Annotated in this window: 16 protein-coding genes and 1 tRNA gene; 8 read left to right on the top strand and 9 right to left on the bottom strand. The window is 65.1% G+C overall.

The features are described 5' to 3' along the window. The first annotated feature begins 297 nt into the window (after positions 1-297). Together Q4A20_RS12570 and Q4A20_RS12565 are read left to right on the top strand one after the other, a co-directional pair. A complete protein-coding gene (locus Q4A20_RS12570) occupies positions 298-1,041 on the top strand; it encodes a CDP-alcohol phosphatidyltransferase family protein (RefSeq protein WP_303123448.1) in 744 nt (247 codons plus the stop codon). Beyond that, positions 1,038-1,925 carry a hypothetical protein gene (locus Q4A20_RS12565; protein ID WP_303123446.1) on the top strand — a complete coding sequence of 296 codons (888 nt, stop codon included), beginning with the start codon at positions 1,038-1,040 and terminating at the stop codon, positions 1,923-1,925. The genes Q4A20_RS12570 and Q4A20_RS12565 overlap by 4 nt, the downstream gene beginning before the upstream one ends. Positions 1,926-2,001: 76 nt before the next feature. Here the strand turns inward: Q4A20_RS12565 and Q4A20_RS12560 are convergent, their stop codons facing one another. From Q4A20_RS12560 to Q4A20_RS12550, 3 genes are all read right to left on the bottom strand, one after another. Continuing rightward, positions 2,002-3,171, bottom strand: a complete 1,170-nt coding sequence (locus tag Q4A20_RS12560; RefSeq protein WP_303123444.1) for a glycosyltransferase family 4 protein — start codon at positions 3,169-3,171, stop codon at positions 2,002-2,004. Beyond that, complete coding sequence (locus tag Q4A20_RS12555) at positions 3,168-4,301, bottom strand: DUF1972 domain-containing protein (protein WP_303123450.1); 1,134 nt, start codon at positions 4,299-4,301, stop codon at positions 3,168-3,170. The genes Q4A20_RS12560 and Q4A20_RS12555 overlap by 4 nt, the downstream gene beginning before the upstream one ends. Positions 4,302-4,380: 79 nt before the next feature. Further along, complete coding sequence (locus Q4A20_RS12550) at positions 4,381-5,397, bottom strand: glycosyltransferase (RefSeq protein ID WP_303123442.1); 1,017 nt, start codon at positions 5,395-5,397, stop codon at positions 4,381-4,383. A gap of 178 nt (positions 5,398-5,575) precedes the next feature. Between Q4A20_RS12550 and Q4A20_RS12545 the strand changes: the two genes are divergently transcribed. After that, positions 5,576-6,514: a glycosyltransferase family 2 protein gene (locus tag Q4A20_RS12545; protein ID WP_303123440.1), complete on the top strand. Its 939-nt coding sequence runs from the start codon at positions 5,576-5,578 to the stop codon at positions 6,512-6,514. A gap of 16 nt (positions 6,515-6,530) precedes the next feature. Here the strand turns inward: Q4A20_RS12545 and Q4A20_RS12540 are convergent, their stop codons facing one another. The 4 genes from Q4A20_RS12540 to Q4A20_RS12525 form a co-directional block, all read right to left on the bottom strand. Continuing rightward, complete coding sequence (locus tag Q4A20_RS12540; RefSeq protein WP_303123438.1) at positions 6,531-9,302, bottom strand: right-handed parallel beta-helix repeat-containing protein; 2,772 nt, start codon at positions 9,300-9,302, stop codon at positions 6,531-6,533. 157 nt (positions 9,303-9,459) lie between these two features. Further along, the gene (locus Q4A20_RS12535; RefSeq protein WP_303123436.1) at positions 9,460-10,146 is read right to left on the bottom strand and encodes a YveK family protein; all 687 of its coding nucleotides are present in this window, start codon (positions 10,144-10,146) and stop codon (positions 9,460-9,462) included. A 124-nt stretch (positions 10,147-10,270) separates the two neighbouring features. Beyond that, positions 10,271-10,720, bottom strand: a complete 450-nt coding sequence (locus tag Q4A20_RS12530; RefSeq protein ID WP_303123434.1) for a hypothetical protein — start codon at positions 10,718-10,720, stop codon at positions 10,271-10,273. Positions 10,721-10,776: 56 nt separating this feature from the next. Then, entirely contained in the window at positions 10,777-12,156 is a 1,380-nt protein-coding gene (locus Q4A20_RS12525) for a glycerophosphodiester phosphodiesterase family protein (RefSeq protein WP_303123432.1), read from the bottom strand. 223 nt (positions 12,157-12,379) lie between these two features. Between Q4A20_RS12525 and Q4A20_RS12520 the strand changes: the two genes are divergently transcribed. The 3 genes from Q4A20_RS12520 to Q4A20_RS12510 all read left to right on the top strand — a co-directional run bounded on the left by Q4A20_RS12520 (position 12,380) and on the right by Q4A20_RS12510 (position 14,658). Then, positions 12,380-12,451, top strand: a tRNA-Gln gene (locus Q4A20_RS12520). Positions 12,452-12,615: 164 nt separating this feature from the next. After that, positions 12,616-13,620, top strand: coding sequence for a bifunctional N-acetylglucosamine-1-phosphate uridyltransferase/glucosamine-1-phosphate acetyltransferase (locus tag Q4A20_RS12515; protein WP_303123431.1), 1,005 nt, complete (start codon positions 12,616-12,618; stop codon positions 13,618-13,620). A 63-nt stretch (positions 13,621-13,683) separates the two neighbouring features. Further along, the gene (locus tag Q4A20_RS12510) at positions 13,684-14,658 is read left to right on the top strand and encodes a ribose-phosphate diphosphokinase (RefSeq protein ID WP_303123429.1); all 975 of its coding nucleotides are present in this window, start codon (positions 13,684-13,686) and stop codon (positions 14,656-14,658) included. 61 nt (positions 14,659-14,719) lie between these two features. On the opposite strand, the gene Q4A20_RS12505 is transcribed toward Q4A20_RS12510, so the two are convergent. After that, on the bottom strand, positions 14,720-15,442 hold the full coding sequence (locus tag Q4A20_RS12505) for a polysaccharide deacetylase family protein (RefSeq protein WP_303123427.1): 723 nt from the start codon (positions 15,440-15,442) through the stop codon (positions 14,720-14,722). Then, positions 15,439-16,440 (bottom strand): glycosyltransferase family 2 protein, encoded by a 1,002-nt coding sequence (locus Q4A20_RS12500; RefSeq protein WP_303123425.1) that lies wholly within the window; start codon positions 16,438-16,440, stop codon positions 15,439-15,441. The genes Q4A20_RS12505 and Q4A20_RS12500 overlap by 4 nt, the downstream gene beginning before the upstream one ends. Before the next feature lie 206 nt (positions 16,441-16,646). Here Q4A20_RS12500 and Q4A20_RS12495 point away from each other — a divergent pair, with 206 nt between their 5' ends. Beyond that, positions 16,647-17,270, top strand: a complete 624-nt coding sequence (locus Q4A20_RS12495) for a hypothetical protein (RefSeq protein ID WP_303123424.1) — start codon at positions 16,647-16,649, stop codon at positions 17,268-17,270. Between the two features lie 194 nt (positions 17,271-17,464). Further along, on the top strand, positions 17,465-19,918 hold a 2,454-nt coding region (locus tag Q4A20_RS12490; RefSeq protein ID WP_303123423.1), incomplete at its 3' end, for a LamG domain-containing protein.

The following is a 19,918-nucleotide window of genomic DNA, read 5'->3' as shown; positions in this document are numbered from 1 at the left end:
GGGCGCGGATCGGGGGCCCGCGCCTGCTGACGGGGAGGGGGGGACTCCGGGGGGAGGGCGCGGGCGGCGCCCGGGGGAGAGCCGGCGCCCCCCGCGACTCCAAGGTTCCTCCGACCGGCTGCTCGGCGTCGGCTCACCTGCCGAAGACTCGCCCACGGAATACTCACCCGCAGAACATGCCGGGCGTCGATCCCGCAAGGGGTTCGCATCGCGTCGGACGGCGGCTGTGTTCCGTGCTAGCTTGTTAGGCCGTCGCGGCGTTCGGCCGTCGGCCGTAAACACTTCAAGGAGTTGTGTATGAGCGCCTCTGCGCCACCGAGTACCCGCCCCTCGATCCGGGAGAACATCCGCTCCCTGGCTTCGGCGCAGAAGGCGAAGGCGGGCGCTCCGCTGTACTCGCGTCTGATCAACCGGCCCGTGGGACGGGTCCTGGCCGCAGTCGCCCACCGGCTGGGTATGACGCCGGACCAGGTGACGGCGGTCTCCGCCTGCTGCACCTATCTGGGGATCGTGCTACTGGCGGTATGGCGTCCGTCGGTGCTCGCCTGCGTGGCCACATCCCTGTTGCTGATGCTCGGCTACGCCCTGGACTCCGCCGATGGGCAGTTGGCGCGGCTGCGCCACGGCGGCTCCAAGGCGGGAGAGTGGCTGGACCATGTGGCCGATGTGATCAAACTCTCTACGATTCACGGCGCTATCGCCATCGGCCTGTTCCGTTTCGCCGAGTTGCCGACGCCGGCTCTGCTGCTGGTGCCGTTGGCCTTCGGCGCGGTGCAGAACATACATTTCTTCAGCTACATCCTCACCTACCAGCTGCGCTATGCCGGCGGCACTCCGCTGGCGAAGGACGAGGGGCGCGCGGGTGTGCTCAAGTCGCTGCTGTCGGTGCCCACCGACTACGGGCTGATGTGCCTGGTGCTGGCGCTGCGCTTCGCGCCCGGGGTGTTCCTGTGGGTGTACGGACTGATGCTCATCGGCTACGCGGGCTATGTGGTGCTGGCCCTACCCAAGTGGTACCTGGAACTGAGGAGGCAGCGTTGAAGTCGCTAGTGAGTTCGTTCACTCCATTCACCGGCCCCAAGGCCCTGCTGATCTACACCGGTCGTAAGGACGGCCTCGGCAACCGGGTGCGGGCGCTGCTGTCAGCCAAGGCACTCGCCGAGCGCGAGGAACGCGCACTGTTCTACGTGTGGAGCACGGATCGCTACTTCGGCCCGGCAATGGACGAGCTTTGGCAGTTCGACGCCGGCCACAGGGTGCCCCGCTGGATTTCCCGTGCGGCGGCGCCGATTCACCGCTTCTACGGTCCCGGCCCCACATCAATCACCGCGCGCATGCGGGCGGAGCGCCTGTGGCAGATCCGCTCCGGAGGGCAGCCTGTCACCTGGGACGACGCCATGCGTCCGTGGACCGAGGACTTCCGTGCCCTGGTCCCGGTAGCCGAGATTGCCGAACGAGTTAATCGAGTCTTCGACGATTCTCTGCGCGGACAGCGGTATGTGGGCGTGCAGGTACGCTCCCACACAGTATCCCACGCCAAGACTCTGGAGTCCTCTCCGGTGGACTGGTTCGAGCAGCGCATGCGTGCGGTGCGCGAGCAGTATCCTGACGCGCTCTTCTACCTGTCGTGCGACACGGCCGAGGCACAAGCACGCATCATGAATAGCTTCGACGGCTGTGTGGCCCTGACGGACAAGGGCGGCTACAACACCACCGAGGGCGTGCGCTCGGCGATCGTAGACCTGTATCTGCTGGCTTCGGCTCAGTACTTCATCGCGCCGTCCTACTCGAGCTTCCCGGAGATGGCGATTCATCTGTCCGATCACGCCATGCCCTTCGAACGTCCTGACCAGCCGCTCGCAGAAGAGCTGAGTCTTGACGCCGGACTCGTGAACGATCCCCTCAAACCTGCAATCCGCAACTGAGCGATTGGCGATGTGCCGATGGGGGGGGGCGATGCGGCCGCGCTAGCGGGACCGCACCACCCAACAGCAGACGCCTTCACACGGGGATGAGATCACATACCGCCGCGGTCATGGCCGCCCGGTAGCCCTGCACGCTGAAGCGCCGCTGCGCCGCCTCGGCTCCTTGACTCGCCAGACGCGCGGCGAGGGCGGGGTCGGCGGCGAGCCGCCCTAGTGCATCCGCCAGTGCCCGTGGATCGTCCGGGGGCACGAGTAGGCCGGTGACGCCGTCGTCGACGACCTCCTTCAGCCCCTGCATGCCCGAGGCGACCAGGGGCCGGGCGGCGTGCATGGCCTCAACGGCCGTGTTGCCGAAGGGCTCCTGCCGCGAGGGCACGACGACGACGTCCGCCCGTTCCAGCACCGGCCAGGTCGGGTGGACATAGCCTAGGAAGTCGACGTGCCCGGCCAGGTCCGGCGCGGCGGCACGTTCGCGCAGCTCGGACTCGTACCACTCATAGCCGGGGAAGGTCGAGCCGGCCACCTCCAGGGAGGCGTCCACGCCGCGCCCGCGCAGTAGTGCGACCGCCTCCAGTAGCACGTCCACGCCCTTGCGGGGGGAGAGTCTGCCCACCATGGCGATGTGCAGCGGCGCGTCGGCGGTGCGCTCACGCAGCGCGGCGAGCGGCTGTGGCGGGCCGGCCACGCCGTTGTGCACCACCCGGGTGCGTCCGGTCAGCAGCGGCTGGGCGGACAGCAGCGCCCGCCGGGCCGCCTCGGAGTTGGCCACGATCCGCGTGGACGCTAGCAGCGGCGCATTCAGTCCCGCACGGATCAGCAGGTGCTGGGTGTCCTCGGCCTCGTGCACGTGCGACAGCACCGGTATGCCGGCGGCATGCCCGGCCGGCGGCCACCAGGGGATCGTCACCGTGTTGGCCAGTAGCAGGTCGGCCCCGCAGGCCTTGATCAGGCCGCGCAGGCGGGCGAGTTCACCCGGTGCCCGGGCGACCAGACTCGCCAGGCCGCGGGGCGTGAGCAAAGCCTTGCGCAGCACGGTGAAGGGGACTACGGCGACGTGCGCCCCCACCTCCTTCAGTACGGCCTCCAGCGGGCCGTGGGCGGGCAGGGCCACGTTGACGCGGTAATCGGACTCGATCAGCCCGGTGATGGTCTCCACCAGCTGCCAGTCGGAGCCGTACAGGTCGGGGGAGGGGTGGGCGACTAGCACCAGCGGAGAGCCGGTGCGGGGCGAAGCGGGAGTGCTCATGCCGGGAATGCCCCCGTCCGGCGGCCGGAGGGGCGCCGGCGTCGCGGCCCCTGTTCGGCTAGACGACGGCACAGCGCCTCATAGCGGTCGGTCACCTGGTCCCAGTCGTACAGGGCGGCCCGGTCGCGGGAGTGCTCCCCGCGGCGTGCCTGCGCATCCGGATCGGCCTCCGCGGAGGAGACCAGGGCGGCGACGTCGGCGGCCGTGGCCCAGTAGCGGCCGGCGTCACCGAGCACCTCCCGGTTGAAGGGCACGTCAAAGGCATCCACGGCGGCGCCGGCGCCGATGGCCCGCAGCAGGGAGGGGTTGGTGCCGCCCACGGAGTGGCCGTGGTAGTAGACGAGCGCGCCGGCGTAGAGCTGGTCGAGCAGCTCCTGATCCCAGACGCCGCCGAGCAGACGGACGCGGGAGTCGGCCAATTGCTCGATCCGGGCCGTGTACTCATTCGCGTAGGGGGCGGAGCCGACGACGACGAGCGGCAGTCGTGCCCCGGAGCGGACGTAGCCGTCGACGATCACGTCCACATGGTTCTCGATCTCGAAGCGGGCCACCACCAGGTGGAAGCCGCCGGCCCGCAGCCCGAGTTCGGCCAGGCGGTCGGTGCCGCCGGTCACGTGCGGCGCCCCGTAGGCAATCAGCTCCGTGTCCGCCTCGAACTCCTCGGTGTAGTAGTCGGCGATGCCCTGGGCGTCGGCGATCAATGCATCCGAGTAGCGCACCGCCAGTGCCTCGGCGGCCCGGTAGTAGCGCTTGCCGGCGGGTCCCCATTTGCCGCGCCGCCACTCCAGTCCGTCCACGTGTGTGGCCACGGGGATGCGGGCGGAGCGCAGGGCAGGCAAGAACGGTGAGTTGGCGGCATTGAAGACGATGGCGACGTCCGGGTGCACGCGCTCCAGCAGGTGCCGCACCGACAGCGCCGTGTGGGACAGCGTCTCCAGGGAGCGCTTCTTCATGGCCGGTAGCTCCACCACCCGCATGCGTCGGTAGACGCGGGGCAGCGGCGTGTCGGGCTTGGGGTTGCGGGAGTAGACCAGCACCTGGTGGCCCCGGTCGGCCAGGCGGCGGCCGACCTCCTCAATGGCGGTCTCGAAACCCCCGTAGCGTGCGGGCACGCCGCGCGTACCGAGCATGGCAATGCGCAGCCGGCCGTGTGCGGAGCCCGCCTCGGCAGAGGTGACTGTTGCGGCGGCCGCAGTGGAGTCGGTGGAGTTAGCGATCATGTGACCCCTCTCGATGGGCGTGGCGTTCCCGGTGGACGAGCCGCAGCCCGTCGATCGCCCCGCGCACGGCGGGCACCAGGGTGGTGGTGGGATGGGTGAGGATCTGACGGCGGCCGCCGCGCAGGAGGATCCGCCACGACTCCTGCGGCGTGCGCCGCACCCACCGGGCCAGCTCCTGGGGACGCGCCCAGCGTATGCCCAGCAGCAGTCGGTTGCGCACATTCCAGTAGTAGTACGTGGCCGAGTGACGCTGCTCGGTGGCGCGCCGCCGGCGTGGACGGGACGACGACTCCTGAGGGCCCGCGGTGGGCGATGCCGCGGCACCGGCCGCGTAGGGCGAAGCCGGACGCTGGGTGCCGCCCTCGATGTGCCGGGCGACGATGGAGGTGTCGTTGAGCAGGCGCCCGCCTGCCTGAAGTACCCGTAGGGAGAAGTCGACGTCCTCCCAGTACAGGAAGTAGTCCTCGGCCAGGCCGCCGGTGGCCTCCCACAGTTGCTGGGAGAGCGCGAAGCAGGCGCCGGTGAGCCATTCGGCGTGGCGGTGACCGGGAATCAGCGTCGTGCGCGGTGAACGGGTGGCGCCGTCGGTCAGGTCCACACGGTATCCGTAGAAGACGGGGCGGTCGTCGGCGTCGACGATCATGGGGGCGACCAGTGCCGTCGGTTCCGCCTCCACCCGGTCCACGAGCGCATCCAACTGATCCGGAGCGATGGTCGCATCCGGATTGAGAACCACCAACGTACGGGCACCCGCATCCAGGGCGGCTTGCACGCCCCGGTTCACGCCGGCGCCGAAGCCCAGATTGGCGTCGGGCAGCACTGTCAGCCAGCCGTGCTCCTCGGCCAGGGCGATGACAGCTGCCCGCTCGGCGGGCGTTGAGGCGTTGTCCACCACCACGATCAAGGGTGCATCGGGGCCGTGTCCGGCAGAGGCCAGGTTCGTTTCCAGCAAGTCGTGGGACCCGTAGTTGACGACTATGACGGCGGCGCTAGAGAGGTCTGCCATGCCGGGAGTGTCTTCTCAATTGATGTCCTATCGGATAATTGCGGCCAAGACATAGGAGATGTGTGTCTGCGCCGATGATACTATCCCGGCGCCGTGCACGAGTGCTTAGCGCGCGGCACCGTCATATTGCCTCATTACCTTGACTCTGCCGAGTCAATGCCAGCCGATTGGAGCCGCCGTGCACGCAACTGCAACTACGCTCGATGTGGCCGTGTGCACCTACAGGCGTCCCGAGCTGGTGGCCGCTTTAGTGCCGCGGCTGCTTGCACAGGTACGAGGCCTGGATGGGGTTGACGCGCGAGTGGTGATCGTCGACAACGATGCCGCGGGCTCGGCCCGCGAGCGTATTGTGGGCGGCCTTGCGGACGCGCTCGTGCGTGTCGTAGTGGAGCCCACTCCGGGCCTGTCCGCAGCCCGCAACCGTGCCCTGGATGAGGCCGCCGGGCGGGATCTGCTGGTATTCATCGACGACGATGAGGTGCCGGGGGAGGGCTGGCTAGCGGCACTCGTCTCAACGTATCGGGACACCGGGGCCGTCGCGGTGACGGGCCCGGTGGAGTCGGTGTTTGACGCCGAGCCGGAACCGTGGGTGGCGGCCGCGCCCGTCTTCGCTCGGGCTAGCCGCGCCTCCGGCTCCCGGTTGCGCAGCGCCGCCACCAACAACCTGCTCCTGGACATGGCGGTTGTGCGCCGTCTGGGACTCAGATTCGATCCGCGCTTCGCCTTCACGGGCGGGGAGGATACCTTCTTCACCCGGTCGCTGACCTCCTGCGCCGGCGCGCTCGTGTGGTGCGACGAGGCCGTGGTGACTGAGACGGTGCCTGCCGAACGGGCCAACCGCGAATGGGTGCTTACCCGGGCTCAACGCAATGCGGAGACCTGGGCATGGGTGCGCATACTGGATGTGAGCGGCTGGCAGCGCGTTGGCAGGCGCATGGAGTTCACGGCGCGCGGAGCGGCTCTGTGGCTGGTCGGCTCAGCCCGAGCTCTGGCAGTGCGGGGGGATGACGCCGCCCGCCAGGCCCGGCGCTCACAACATGAGCACCGGGCCGCGGGCGGGCGCGGCATCCTGCGGGCGACGCTACTGGGGCCGCGAACGACGCCTTATGCGCGGTGAGCTGCGGGCCGGCTGCTCAGGGCTGGACCCGAGTCTCATCCTCCACACTGAAAGCTGCCAGCTTCAGCGCTTGCCCCTTGGTGGTGGCCCTGCTAGACAGGAAGGTGCTGATACGCACTCCTCCACGGCTTTGGAGACGTGGTTCTGCATCGGTAACCTCCATGCTCCATTGGGCAGGGACGACAGAGTCCCCTAACCAGACCTTGGCTCGCAGGGTGGTGGGTGAGGTGCCGGTCGCCTCAACGATCACATTCACGCGCATCCCCGGGGTGAAGTTGCCCTCTACTGGGACCGTGGCGAGTGTTATCTCTCGAGAGTCGATGCGCTTGACGAGAGCGCTGGTGATTCTTCCATTGCTCAAGACCGTCTTCACCTCGTAGCCTTCTGAGCGGGTCGTACCGCGCGCAGTAATGGCGGTGTAGGTGCCGCCGCCGGAACCATCCTCGGCGAAAGTGAAGTAGGCGTTGACTCTTGTGGAGGTAGAGCTGTAGTCCTTGAGTGTCGCGGATGAGCCGGTGGCTGCCTCGGCCATGGCGATGACGCCGTAGCCGTCGACCCCGGCGGAAAATCGCTTGGCGGGCGCTGCATCCCAGGACCTGCCCCAGCCGCGGTTGACTGCGTTGTTGAAGTGGTCGCCCCAGATGCCATCGGTGAACCGCGTATTACTGCCGTGCTCGGATGGAGTGGTATTCCAGGCCGCGTTAATCAGCGCGCCTCGGTCGACCACCGTGTCCTTCGGTAGGCCCAAGGCGGATGCTACCGCGGCACTGAGCGGCTTGCCGGTGCGAGCCGCCGGGGAGCCGGGTGCGATGCGGTAGTCCCCGCTGTAGTCGGTGATGGTGGTGGTCTCCCGGACGAACACCGGGGAATCGCCCCGGTCGGCCCGCAGGTCGAGGGAATGGGCGTCCTTGCCGGCGATCGTCAAGTCCCGTGCCCGTGACTCCTGCTCAAGTGTTTTCGAAACCGCCCAGGAGTTGGGGCCGAGGCCGAAGTTAGTCAGATACAGGTCGGAACCCGTCTTGGGATCGATGGTCGCGGGTCTGACGAACACGTTATAATCTGATTCGGCGAGTTGCTCGTTGGTGCCCGCGAATCTACCCTCCGATTCGCCCGGGCGCCGCAGGTTGCGGGATGCCTCGACCAGGATCATGTTCATGTACCGGTGGTTTTTGTTGGCGCCGGGATCAGCGAAGGCTGTACGTGGTTTCGATGCAATGACATTGTTGATCAACTCGTTGTCCAGGGAGTCCCATGCCATCGGTTTGGTGGTATCACCTCCGTTGTACTCTCCCGCACTCCATTTCTCGACGTAACCGGCCGGGCAGGCGTCCCACTCCCGCGACGACAGATTGCAGGCGTCGATGCGGTTGTCCTCACGCACATAGATGGGGTCTAGTGTGCCCACTATCGTGTTGTTCCAGACTTTGTCTCGTGCACTGCCGGACAGCTGAATGCCGGTCTTGGAGCCCTGGATCAAGTTGGATGCGATCACATTGTCCTGACCTATCTCGTCCAGTATGGCGATTCGGTCGATGTTGACGAAGGTGTTGGCCACGAGTGCGGAATTAATGACGCCTTCATCCAGCCAGAGTGCGTTGAAGGCGGTCGGGCGTGCCTTGTTCATGCTGAGATCGGATGAGTCCAGGGGCTTGGTCGAATTATCCTGGAGAGTCCGGGAGCGGTCGAAGGTGTTTGCCTCGACGCGAATGGAGTCGGAGTGGGTCAGCTTGACGTCGGCCACCGTGCAGTATGCGCCGCAAGCTGCCGTGATGAAGTTCTTCGCTCCGTTGCCGCTGAAGGTGTTGCCGTACATGTGCAGGCGGTGGGCACGATTTGCCCCGGCCCCATTGGAGCCGTTCCCCGTGAATATGGAATTGCTGACGGTCACGTCGACGGCGTCGGAGACGTGAAGTGCAGGGCCGGCTTGCGATCCTGAGAAAGTTACTCGATCGATGTGTGAACCCTTGGCGACGTTGAAGACCATGGTGGCGTTACCGTTCTTGCCCCATACTGGATCGACGTAGTTCCACGCCTGGATTGGTGCGTAGTTGGTGATCTTCAGGCCGATCAAGGAGGTGCCGGTGCCGAGCATGGTCAGTGCGCGACCGTGCTGGATGATCTCGACGGTCTTGTCGCCCGGATCGGTGCCGAGGACGTATTGGGCGCCCGTATGCGGACCCTGCACCCAGGAGGACTCGCTGTCTGAGTTGCCAATCCGGGAGGCGATGGCGGGATTCTGCTCGGCAGCGATATCTCTTACGTAGAAGGTCTTCGTTCCCGGTACGACCTTGGCGGGATCGTCAACCTGTGTTAGTTCCTCGCTGGCCCCGTCGGCTCCTACGAAGAACACGGCCTCCGGGTAGCGCGACATGTCGCCGTCGACCTTTTTCGGGTTGGTGGAGGCGTCTTGGTTGAAGCGAACGAAGTCTGTGCGTCTGCTCGTCCATACGCCGTTGTTGTCGGTAAAGTCGGCGCGTCCGAGTGCTTCCGTGCCGGTGAGTACCGGTTTAGTCCCCTCCTTGGCCTTGAGTGTGACTCCGTTGAGGGTCAACTCGCCTTCGCGGTAAGTACCTTCACCTACTTCTACGGTGGTGCCCGGCTGGGCAGCCTCCAGCGCGGACGCGATGGTCGCAAAAGGATGCTCGGCGGTACCGTCAGCCTGCGCAGCATCAGCGGAGGCGTCGACGTAGAGGGTATTAGTGGCTTGAGTGGCGGTTGCCGGTGCTACTGGGATTGCCAGTACCAGCAGCGTCAGCCATGCGAGGACGCTCAGGACGATTCGTTGCAAGATGTACTCCAATCCTGTGGGCAACTGAGGAGCACAAGCTAATACACGTCAACGCCGCATCACAAGTCGTGCGGCCCCATCTCGTGGGGTGAGCATTCGGTTTATGGCGTTATGATGGGAGAATCAGGCGTTCAAGAGAGTGCCGTGGCTTGATCAACTACTCCTCCTGGGACTCGATTGCGTCGTCCCAGGCTGCGGATTGGGTATCGGCGGTGGCGGTGTCCGGCCGACCGGGATGAGTGCGGTCTTTGGCGCGCAAACGCAGAATCGTCAATGTCACTGCCGCGCCTATGGCGAGGCCTGCAACGCCACCGTACAGGCTGTAGCGGCTAGTTGAAGGTCCGGACGGCGCCTCTGGGAAGGAGGCCACGTCAATGTCGGTCAAAGACAGCGGAGTCTCCTCCTGAGTTTTGACGGTCAGGCCGCCGACCACCTTTCGCAGCGCCACGACCTCTGCTTCTACGATGGCGTGGGCGCTGTCCGCAGAGGCAGTGGTGGCGGAGACGTTGATGATCAGGCTGTTGGTCGATGTCGATACTGAGAGGGCTTGTCTTACCTCGGACTGTTTAATACCCGTGGCCTGGGAGACCTCCGTGAGCACGGAGTCCGAGGTGCTGAGCTGGACGATCGTTGGCATGACCCCGCTGATGATATTGGTGGCGGAGGAGACTCCGTGCTTACCGCTGTCGCTGTCTGCGGCGACCAGTGCGCTGGCGCGTGAGGTGTATACCGGTGTGCTCGCGTAAGCAAGAGCGGCGCCGACTAGGGCGCCTAACAGGACGTGCGCCAAAAGAAGGGGCATGAATTTGCGTAGCAGGGCGCTGATGGCTCCATCGGGATTCATCGTTTGGTTCCTTTCGCTCGGAGCGTGCCTCGGAGGGTCTCGGTTGGCCGAAAGTTCTTCCAGCGGATGCGCGTGCCGCTAGGCGGGTGCCGGTTGCGGCGCTCAATTATGGCGATTGGATGGGTCAGGCTAGCCTGAACGGCGCGTCACCTGCCGGAAGAACAGGCACCGATCCGATCAGACCTAGCCCTGGGAACTTCACCTCTACATCCTCATCGCCCTCGATGCCGTCGAACGCTACGAATACCGTATCCGTGCCCGGGTTTGGAGCGGTGGCGGAGATCTCGGGTTGCTCTGCGAGTGGTCGCAGTGCGATGCCCCGCTTGAGCGATAGCAGCCGTATCCCGGAGGGCGTGTAACCCTTGGAGGTCAGCGTGAAGGCACGTGTGCGTGTGAGCAGGTCGACGCTCGGCGATGTCGCAGCCACGCGCAAGACCGTCAGGCCGTTGATGATGGCTGCGGGACCGATGATAAGTTCTGCTGTGGAGGCATGGGCTGATGGTTCGGGCCAGTGGAATCCGCTGATCGCGACCGAGCTTCCGGCGACCAGTAGTGCGAATCGGCGTCGATTCAATCTTAACACGCTGGTTGATGCGTGTTGTTGGTTGCGACTCGCTTTTAACAGTGATCTCATGAAAGTACCATCCCATCGACTTTAGCGCACATGGCGCCGATGGCGCCGCGGCTGAAGCAGGTGTCCAGGGCCTGTTGACCGTTGCAGATGTGTCCGATGATCGGGACTCCGTAGCCACGGGCGGTCTCCCAGGCGGATTCGGTCGCGTGCCAGGGCACCCCAAGCAGATCCCAATGGGGCGCCCAGGTTGCGGCCTGGCCGCTAGTGATGTGCTCCTCATACACGTAGCCCCAGGTGCGGAAGCCTGCCTTGCGCCAGATCTTCGCCAGCCACAGGGCGTTCCCGAAGTATTTTAGGATTGTGTGATCAGGATTCAGCCAGGGCAGGTATGTCTGGTACTCGACGGCACTATGCTTGGGGTCAACAAGGAGCACGTGGTCATCTCCATAGGCCGCTTGCAGGTCTTCCAGGCGAATGAATGGTTCCCCTCTAGTGGTGTAGCGGCGAACTTCGGCCCAGGTCATTTTGGCTACGTCAGTGTTGGGGGCGCTTGCGTCCACGCCTTGGAGATTTCGGTCGTGCACGCCCACGGGAACCCCATCCGCAGTGAGATTCAAGCTGAATTCTAGTGCCGGGACATTGCGAGACACCGATTCACTGTATGCGCGCAGACTCATTTCCGGCCAATCAGCCGAACCGCCGCGGTGCGCGATCATCCATCCCCCCTTACGCGCCAACAGTCCGTCCACGTCCACGCTCTCCGGTTCTGTTAGAGCGGACTGAGTGCTCGAGATCACCCTCTCCTCAGCTCCAAGTACCGACAAGCGGACTGTGGTGGTGGGCCTCGATTCGGGCTGCAGACCGATCGCCGCCCACACTGTGGTGGCCTTGGTCTGCGTCTCCGTGATGCCGCCACCTGAGGGAGAAGTGAGCAGCACGCGTAGAGATGACCATGAGGCGGTGGTGCTGGATTCGCCAGCGTGTACGACTTGGGCGTCGTCAACCGTGAAGGCGTTGAGCGGTACGCCTGCCGAAGCGTGTTCCTGAGCGATGAGGAGACCGGGAGTGGGCGTGGCGGGAGCGCGTGCAGTCCAGTCGATGATCGCGGGAGACGAACCGGGTTCAACGCCAGACAAAACGAGCATAAGGGCACGTTGTCTCGCGGTGTAGTCAGTCCCTGAGTGCCACCACTGAGATACGGTGACATCGCCGGCATGAGCAGCCCAGGTCCAGGCGATGAAGCCCGAACGATTCGCACTGCCGGTCCCGTCCGAGTATGAGTATGCCCATCCTTTAGGGATACCGTGCACGCCGATGTGGCCCCACTGGGAACTGGTGATCAGCACCAGCAGCTGGCCTGGCTGGGCGAATACGGTCAACGGACTGCCGGAACCGGCATAGGCCTCGGCATGAGCCGAGGCTTCAACCTGTATCACAAGCGCTCCCTTCAAGTCTTCAATGGCGTAAGCGTACGGAACTCATGTACGTACACATGGGCGCGATGCCGGGCCTGACGCTAGCAGGCCTCCGGAGACGGCGAGTAAGGCCGTTTCTCAGATGCAACGCTTGAGGGTACAACTGGGATGCGTCCGCAGCTGTCTCGTGAGTGTGAGACACTGTGTCGGCGCAGCGGCCGACCTGGGGAGGTCCGGCCGCTCTTCCGCCCTGGTGTAGAGGCAGCACGCAGGCCTTTGGAGCCTTGAGAGCCGGGTTCGAATCCTGGGGGCGGAACGAGGAGCGGGCCGCGATGTCGTACGGCGGTCATGGGGGGGCGGGTGAATCGGGGTGACCGAGATGCGAGCGTCGGGTTGGGCGTTGTCGGCATACGACGTAGGATGAACTCGCCGGGCCGCCAGTGGCCTGAGGTGTTGTGACACCGAGTGAGAAGAGGACCTGTGGCTTCCACCTCCCCCGCAGCCGTAATCGTCATGGCCGCCGGCAAGGGCACCCGCATGCGCTCGTCGCTTCCTAAGGTGCTCCACCGCATCGGCGGTCGCAGTCTCCTGGAACACGCCGTGGTAGTGGCACGCGGGCTGCAGCCCGAACACCTGGTAGTAGTGGTGCGCCACGAGCGCGATCAGGTGGTCGCCGCTTTGGCGCAGTTCGCTCCCGACGCCCTGCCCGCCGACCAGGACGAGATCCCCGGTACTGGCCGAGCCGTGGCCTGCGGGCTGGCGGCCCTGCCCGAGGAGCTGTCCGGGCCGGTGGTGGTCACCAGCGGTGACGTCCCCCTCCTGGATACCGCCACCCTGCGCGCGCTCGTGGGCCAGCACAACGAACGCGGCGACGCCGTCACCGTGCTCACCACTGTGCTGGAGGACCCCACCGGCTACGGACGGATCCTGCGCGACGACGCCGACGCCGTGACCGGAATCGTCGAGCAGCGCGATGCCGACCCGGCCCAGCTCGCCGTCAAGGAGGTCAATGCCGGCGTGTACGTCTTCGACGCCGCTCACCTGCGCCGTGCCCTGGCCACCCTGGGAACCGACAACGACCAGGGCGAGGTCTACCTCACCGACGTGGTCACCCACGCTCACCGCGAGGGCCGCGCCACCTCCGCCCTGGCCGTCACCGACCACTGGCTCGTCGAGGGCTGCAACGACCGCGCCCAGCTCGCTGCGCTTGGCGCCGAACTGAACCGCCGCGTGCTCGCGGCCTGGATGAAGCAGGGTGTCGGCGTGGCCGACCCCGCGGGCACCTGGGTTGACGTCAGCGTCGAGCTCGCCCGCGATGTACGTCTGGAACCCGGTGTGCTGCTGCGCGGCACCACCCGGGTGGGGGAGGGGGCCATCATTGGCCCCTACTCGGTGCTCACGGACGTGGACATCCCGGCGGGCGCCATCGTCGCCCCCTTCAGCCTGCTCGGAACGGACCTGCCCGACGCCGGGAGACCGGCCTAGCCCGCCCCGACGTCCCGAGCCCAAGCAACCGGATCCCACCGGCCACGAGAGAGGAACCACGTCATGACCGGCATCATCACCAAGGGCGAGAAGCGGCTCGTCATCGCCTCGGGCCGTGCCCACCCGCAGCTCGCCCAGGACGTCGCCGCCGAACTCGGCACCGAGGTGCTCTCCTCCACGGCCTACGACTTCGCCAACGGCGAGACCTACGTACGCTTCAACGAGTCCGTGCGCGGCTGCGACGTATTCGTCATGCAGTCCCACGGCGACCGCGTCAACGACTGGATCATGGAACAGCTGATCATGGTGGACGCGCTCAAGCGCGCCTCCGCCAAGCGCATCACCGTGGTCGCCCCCTTCTACCCCTATGCCCGGCAGGACAAGAAGCACCTGGGGCGCGAGCCCATCTCCGCCCGGCTGGTCGCCGACCTGTACAAGACCGCCGGCGCCGATCGCATTATGAGCGTGGACCTGCACTCCAGCCAGGAGCAGGGCTTCTTCGACGGCCCCTGGGACCACCTGTGGGCCCAGCCGGTGCTGGTGGACTACATCCGCCGCCGCATCGACGCGGCCAATGCCGCCGTCGTCTCCCCGGACGCCGGCCGCATCCGCGTGGCCGAGCGCTGGGCCAACGCCATGGGCGGGGTGCCGCTCGCATTCATCCACAAGACCCGCGACATCACCCGCCCCAACGAATCCGTGGCCAACCGCGTGGTCGGCGAGGTGGAGGGCCGCTCCTGCGTGCTGGTGGACGACATGATCGACACCGGCGGCACCATCGCCAAGGCCGTGCAGGTGCTACTCGCCTCGGGCGCCAAGGACGTCATCGTCGCGGCGACGCACGGGGTGCTCTCCGGTCCCGCCGTCGAGCGCCTATCGGGCTGCGGCGCCCGTGAGGTAGTGGTCACCGACACCCTTCCCATCAACATGGGCAAACGCTTCGACTCCCTGACCGTGCTGCCGATCGCGCCGCTGCTGGCGCGCGCCATCAAGGCCGTGTTCGACGACGGCTCGGTCACCAGCCTGTTCGAGTCCTGAGCCGCTGCGGCGGGCTCGTCAGCCGCAGCCGGGGCGCGAGACGCTCCGGCCGCGGTCATGTTCAGCGCGAGAAGCTGAGCCGACGCACTGGGGTTCCGGCGGTCAGGGCGGCTCCCAGGGACATCGCAGACAGGCCGCGTTCCTCCAGGCCCGCGAGCACCTCAGCCAGCAGTGTCTCCTTGTCTACCCCGTCCACGGCTGTCTCGGTTGCCAGATCGCTGGCATCGGCGGCGCCGTCGTGAGCGAGCAGGATCGCCCCGGGGGCGGCGTCACGCATGGCTCGTGCCACACGTTCTGCGTGGGAGACGTCCTTCCAGTCCCAGGTCGTACCGGACCACAGGACAGTGGTCAGTCCTGCCGCCGAAGCAGCCAGGTGACTGCGCAATGACTGCGCGCCATGGGGTGGTCGGAACCAGCGCACCGGAACTCCGGAGATGTCCTCCAGCTCGGCGCGGGCGTCCCGCAGCCACGGCGTGAGTTCCCCGCGGCGGAGCGTCGTTACCCGGCGGTGGTCCATGCCGTGCAGCGCGATCTCGTGGCCGGCCCGCACAAGATCCTGAACCAGGCCGGGGCTGCGTCGCGCCCGCGTCAACAGCATGAAGAAGGTGGCATGGGCGTCGTGAGCGGCCAGGACCGCGGCCAGCGGCTCGGTGCTGCCCGGCAGGGGGCCGTCGTCGAAAGTCAGAACCACGTGATGAGCATGCGTGCGCAGGCTCACCACCGAGCCGAAGGCGTGCCCGAGGAGGGCGTCCGCGGGCAACCTGAGCAGCGATTTCATGGTCATTGTGTCGGCAACTCCTCCCGGAGGAAGGCTCCCGGAGCCAAGGAGCGGGGCGCCCGCACCAGTCGGCTCAACGGTCGTGTAGTACGTGCATACTCATTCCAGGACAGTCCCAGACCGGCCAACACCATGCCGGCCCCGCGGGCTGCCAAGCGCCAGCCCCTAGCATTCATGCGCAGGTCGCGGGTCACCTCTCCCCAGCCGACCCGGGCCAGGCCGACGACGACCCTGCCGAAACCGCCGGCGAGAACGCCAGCGCGGGCGAACGGGTTGGAACTGAAGTAAAGGTCCAGCAGGCCGGAGGTATTGCCATGACTGATCTGGCGGGCCAGAACCCAACGGCGGGTTACTCGATCGGTCGCTACCTGGTCGACGACGACCGCATCGCGGGCGAAGACGATTCGGCCGCCCCGAGCCACGAGCGTACGAGTCAGCAGCGTGTCCTCACCGCCCGATAGCCCCAGCGCCCCGTTGAACCGGAGATCACCGAGTTGACGCAGGTCGAGCAGAAGGTTCCCGCAGGCGGCCGCGGGGCGGTCCGCGTAGTCAGGGAACCTAGTCCGCTCGAAGAATCCGCCGGCGAGGATCCAGGGCGAGGGACGAGTTTGGTAATGGGTGTCGACCCATCCGGCTACAGCTGCGGCTCTCGTTTCGCGCCAACGCTCGACCATCAAAGTCAGCCACCCTGGTGCTGGAGTACCGTCGTCGTCGATGAACAGCAGTAGCTCCCTGCCCGCGGAGACCGCCTCATTCAGTGCACGGTTGCGTCCCGCGGAGATACCAGGGACTGCCTCTATGACTGTGTGCACGCCCGGCAACGCCAGGGAGTCGACGGCATCGCGACCCGATCCAGACGGGTCGTTGTCTACCACGAGGACATCCGCATCGCACCACGCCGGTGTGGCGCTGGCTTGAGCGTGCACCACCCGCACCGTATGGCGTACCTGCTCAGGGCGGTGGAAAGTGAGTACTGCCACAGTGGCGCGCACGCGGGGTGTCATGGCCTGCCCTGACGCAGCCGCGAGGAGTGGATGAAGGGGAGTGGCATACGCGTCTCCTGAGGTCAGTACGGTCGTGTGCACTGACCTTACCGGCTAACGCCCCATGGGGCACACGGAGTTTCTCCTCCGGTGGTGAAACGGTGGTATCACACACTTTTCGCCGCTCTTTTCGCTCGAGGATCAACTTGTGCCTTATCGTTCGCCCCATGAAGATAGTTCGTTGTTCCGCGGCACTGATTCTGCCGCTCGTACTACTCGCAGCATGCGCCGACTCCTCGGAGAACGCGGATGCCACCGCTAGTGCCACGGCAACTGCTCCGCCGACGCAGGCCACGGCGCAGCCGGCCGAGATCCCCACCGGTGCTGTGACCCCTGAGGCAGCCACTTCCGATCCGGAGGCAGGTCTGGAGGAGGGAGACTTGACCGCAAACTGGCTGGAGCCTGTCGATTTGACTCAACCGGTCGCAGTGAGCGACGACGTGACTGTGGGTATTGGTCAGCTCTCCAGTCGGCACATAGATGCGGTGCTGCCTGACGAGGTGTCCGGGGACGGCCTGATCGTTCCGGTTACGGTTGCCAATACGGGAACCGATGAGCTATCACTTGCGGGATTCGTTGTCACGATGTCTGCGGGTGAGGGTGACACTCCGGTGGAGCAGGTGGTTTCGGCCTCTGACGAGGTTCCCGCGACGATCGCTCCGGGGCAGGCCATGACCATCAATACCGCCTTTGTGGTGCCCCAGGAGTTGCGAGGCGAGGTCAGCATCGTGGTGGATCTCGGTGCGCAGAAGCGGGCGGCTGTGTTCCAGGGGGCCGCTCCAGCCGCTTGATATGGAGTTTTGATCGCCTGTGGCGCGCGACACGCCAATGAAACCTTAAAATATTACAATTTAACATCGATGATAAGGGTGTTTCCACGGAGGCTATGCATGGCCGTTTCGTGTGTGCATACTTCATCGTCCCGGGAGTTGGGTCGCCATATGCGCCCCCCGGTAGTAGTTCAACGGACAACCATGGAGAATATGTGAACCGCAACATATTGTATCGCAGCGCACTGACGCTGCTAGCAGCGTCATCATTGATTGCCGCCCCCATCGTCGGCGCCACCTCCGCTAATGCAGCCGAAGGTGCGGGGGCTGCTCAGCTTCCGGAGACGGTATCGGCCGATGCGCTGCCCACCCCTCAGGTCCTCAACGGGGTAGTGCGAGATCAAGTCGTGGTGGGTGACACGGTGTATGCTGTTGGCCAGTTCACCAGCGTTCAGGCGGTAGGCTCCAACTCCCCGGTTTCGCGCGGAAACGGTCTCGCCTACAACATCAAGACGGGTGAACTGCTCGACTGGGATCCCAAGGCGAATGCCTCGATTCAGTCCATTGCCGCCATGCCCGACGGCTCGCGCCTGTTCATCGGTGGAGAATTCTCCAAGATCGGCAGCGAATCGGTGTGGCGTGTGGCTGCTATAGACCCGAAGACGTCTGAGAGGAAGCCGCTCACCGCTGCAGCCAACGCCAAGGTCTTCGCTGTGGAAGTGTCGGCTGACGGCTCGACGCTGTACATCGGCGGAACTTTCACCAAGGTGAATAATCACGAGCGGCTGCGCTTCGCCGCTATCGACCTCAAGACCAAGAAGCTCTTGGAGCTTAAGGCTACTATTCCGAACTTCGGGGTACGGGCAATCGCCGCCGAGCCTAATGGCACCGGAGTCGCCATTGGCGGTTCCTTCACCTCGGTTAACAATTCCACGAAGCCCGGCTACGGGATGGCGATCATTGAGCGTGATGGAAGCCTGCGCAACAACAACCTAACCTCGGTGATCTGGTCCGGGAACCAGTATGGGGGCATCATGGACCTCAAGGCTGATGGGCAGGGACTGTACGGTGCTGCCTACACGCAGCGCCGAGACCAGGGAAACCTTGAGGGTGTCTTCCGGGCTGACTGGAAGACTGGTAATATTGCCTACATTGCCGACTGCCACGGAGACTCTTACGACGTGTTTCCTAGTGGCGATGTTGTTTATGCTGCGAACCACGGCCATGACTGCTCTAACATAGGCGGCTTCCCTGACAACACCAAGAACTATCACTACGCGCTGGCCTACGCTAACTATGAGACCGGCAAGGTGCGCACCAACAACGCGAGCGGCTACCACAACTTCGGCGGTCAACCCGGTACCACCAATCTGAACTGGTATCCCGACTTCACGCCCGGAACCTACACCGGACTGGGTCAGGCGACCTGGACCGTTGAGGGAAACAGCGAGTACATCGTCTATGGTGGTGAGTTCACCGCCGTCAATGGTCAGAGCCAGCGAGGGCTGACCCGGTTCGCGCGCAGGGATCTTGCTCCCAACAAGCAGGGACCGGTAAACAAGGGCGGGAATTACAAGGTAACGGCAACCAGCACTGCCGCGGGACTGGTCACGCTCAGCTTCCCGGCGAACTGGGACCGAGACGACAAGACCCTGACATACTCCGTGTACCGTGACAGCGAGGCGCAGCCTATTTCTACGCAGACCGTTACTGCCGGTTTTTGGGAGCTGCCTACGCTCACGGCCAGCGACATCGTCGAACCTGGGTCCACCCACAAGTACAAGGTAGTGGTCAAGGACTCGCGGGGCGCCTCAACGCAATCCGACTGGGTCACTGTCACTGCGGCCGCCGGTGCGGCGCTCCCGGACTACGGAAAACAGGTTATTCTTGACGGGGCCACCAACTACTGGCCCCTGGATGAGGCCTCTGGAGTGAAGGCTGCCACTGACTTCGTAGGCGGCAACAACCTGGCATACCGGGGATCGGGCTACCAGACTGGTGTCCAGCAGGACATGCTTAAGAAGCAGGGGGCTGCGGTTGCTTTCTCTTCGGATGGTGTCAATGTGAGGGACCGCTGGGATTGGTGGAATAGGAACGGTAGGAACGGATGGCGGGGGGTGTCCTCGTCATGGGCTGCTCAGACTGCTGCCTCCGGCGCGCCTACCGCATTTAGCGTGGAGGCCTGGTTCCGCACCAATAGCAGGAGCGGCGGGGAAATCGCTGGATTCTCATCCCGTACTGACAGCGAGAGCGGTAACAAGGACCGCATGCTTTACCTGAGTAATGACGGTAAGGTCAACTACATGCTGTATCCGGGAACCGCCAAGGTGATCTCCTCTAACGCTGGATACAACGATAACGCCTGGCACCACGTAGTTGCCACCACGGACCCGGCTAGCGGCTCTGTGCTCTACATTGACGGCAAGGCAGTTTCTTCTGACGCGACAATGACCTCAGGTGAGTCTTACAGGGGTTACTGGCGAATTGGTGGTGATTCCAAATCCGGTCTGCCCAATGCGGGTTCGAGCGGCTATCTGACCGGCTCGATCGACGAAGTGGCGGTATACGGAAAGGCTTTGTCGGCGCAGCAAGTGGCGGCCCACCACCTCACCGGCACCACCGGCGAACTGCCGGCGGTTGCGGCGAATGATCCGGCTCCTCAAGCCGAT

The organism is Actinomyces sp. (assembly GCF_030530635.1).
Classification (GTDB): domain Bacteria; phylum Actinomycetota; class Actinomycetes; order Actinomycetales; family Actinomycetaceae; genus Actinomyces.
Note: the sequence above shows the minus strand (reverse complement) of the source record. Positions and strands in the feature narration are given on the sequence as shown.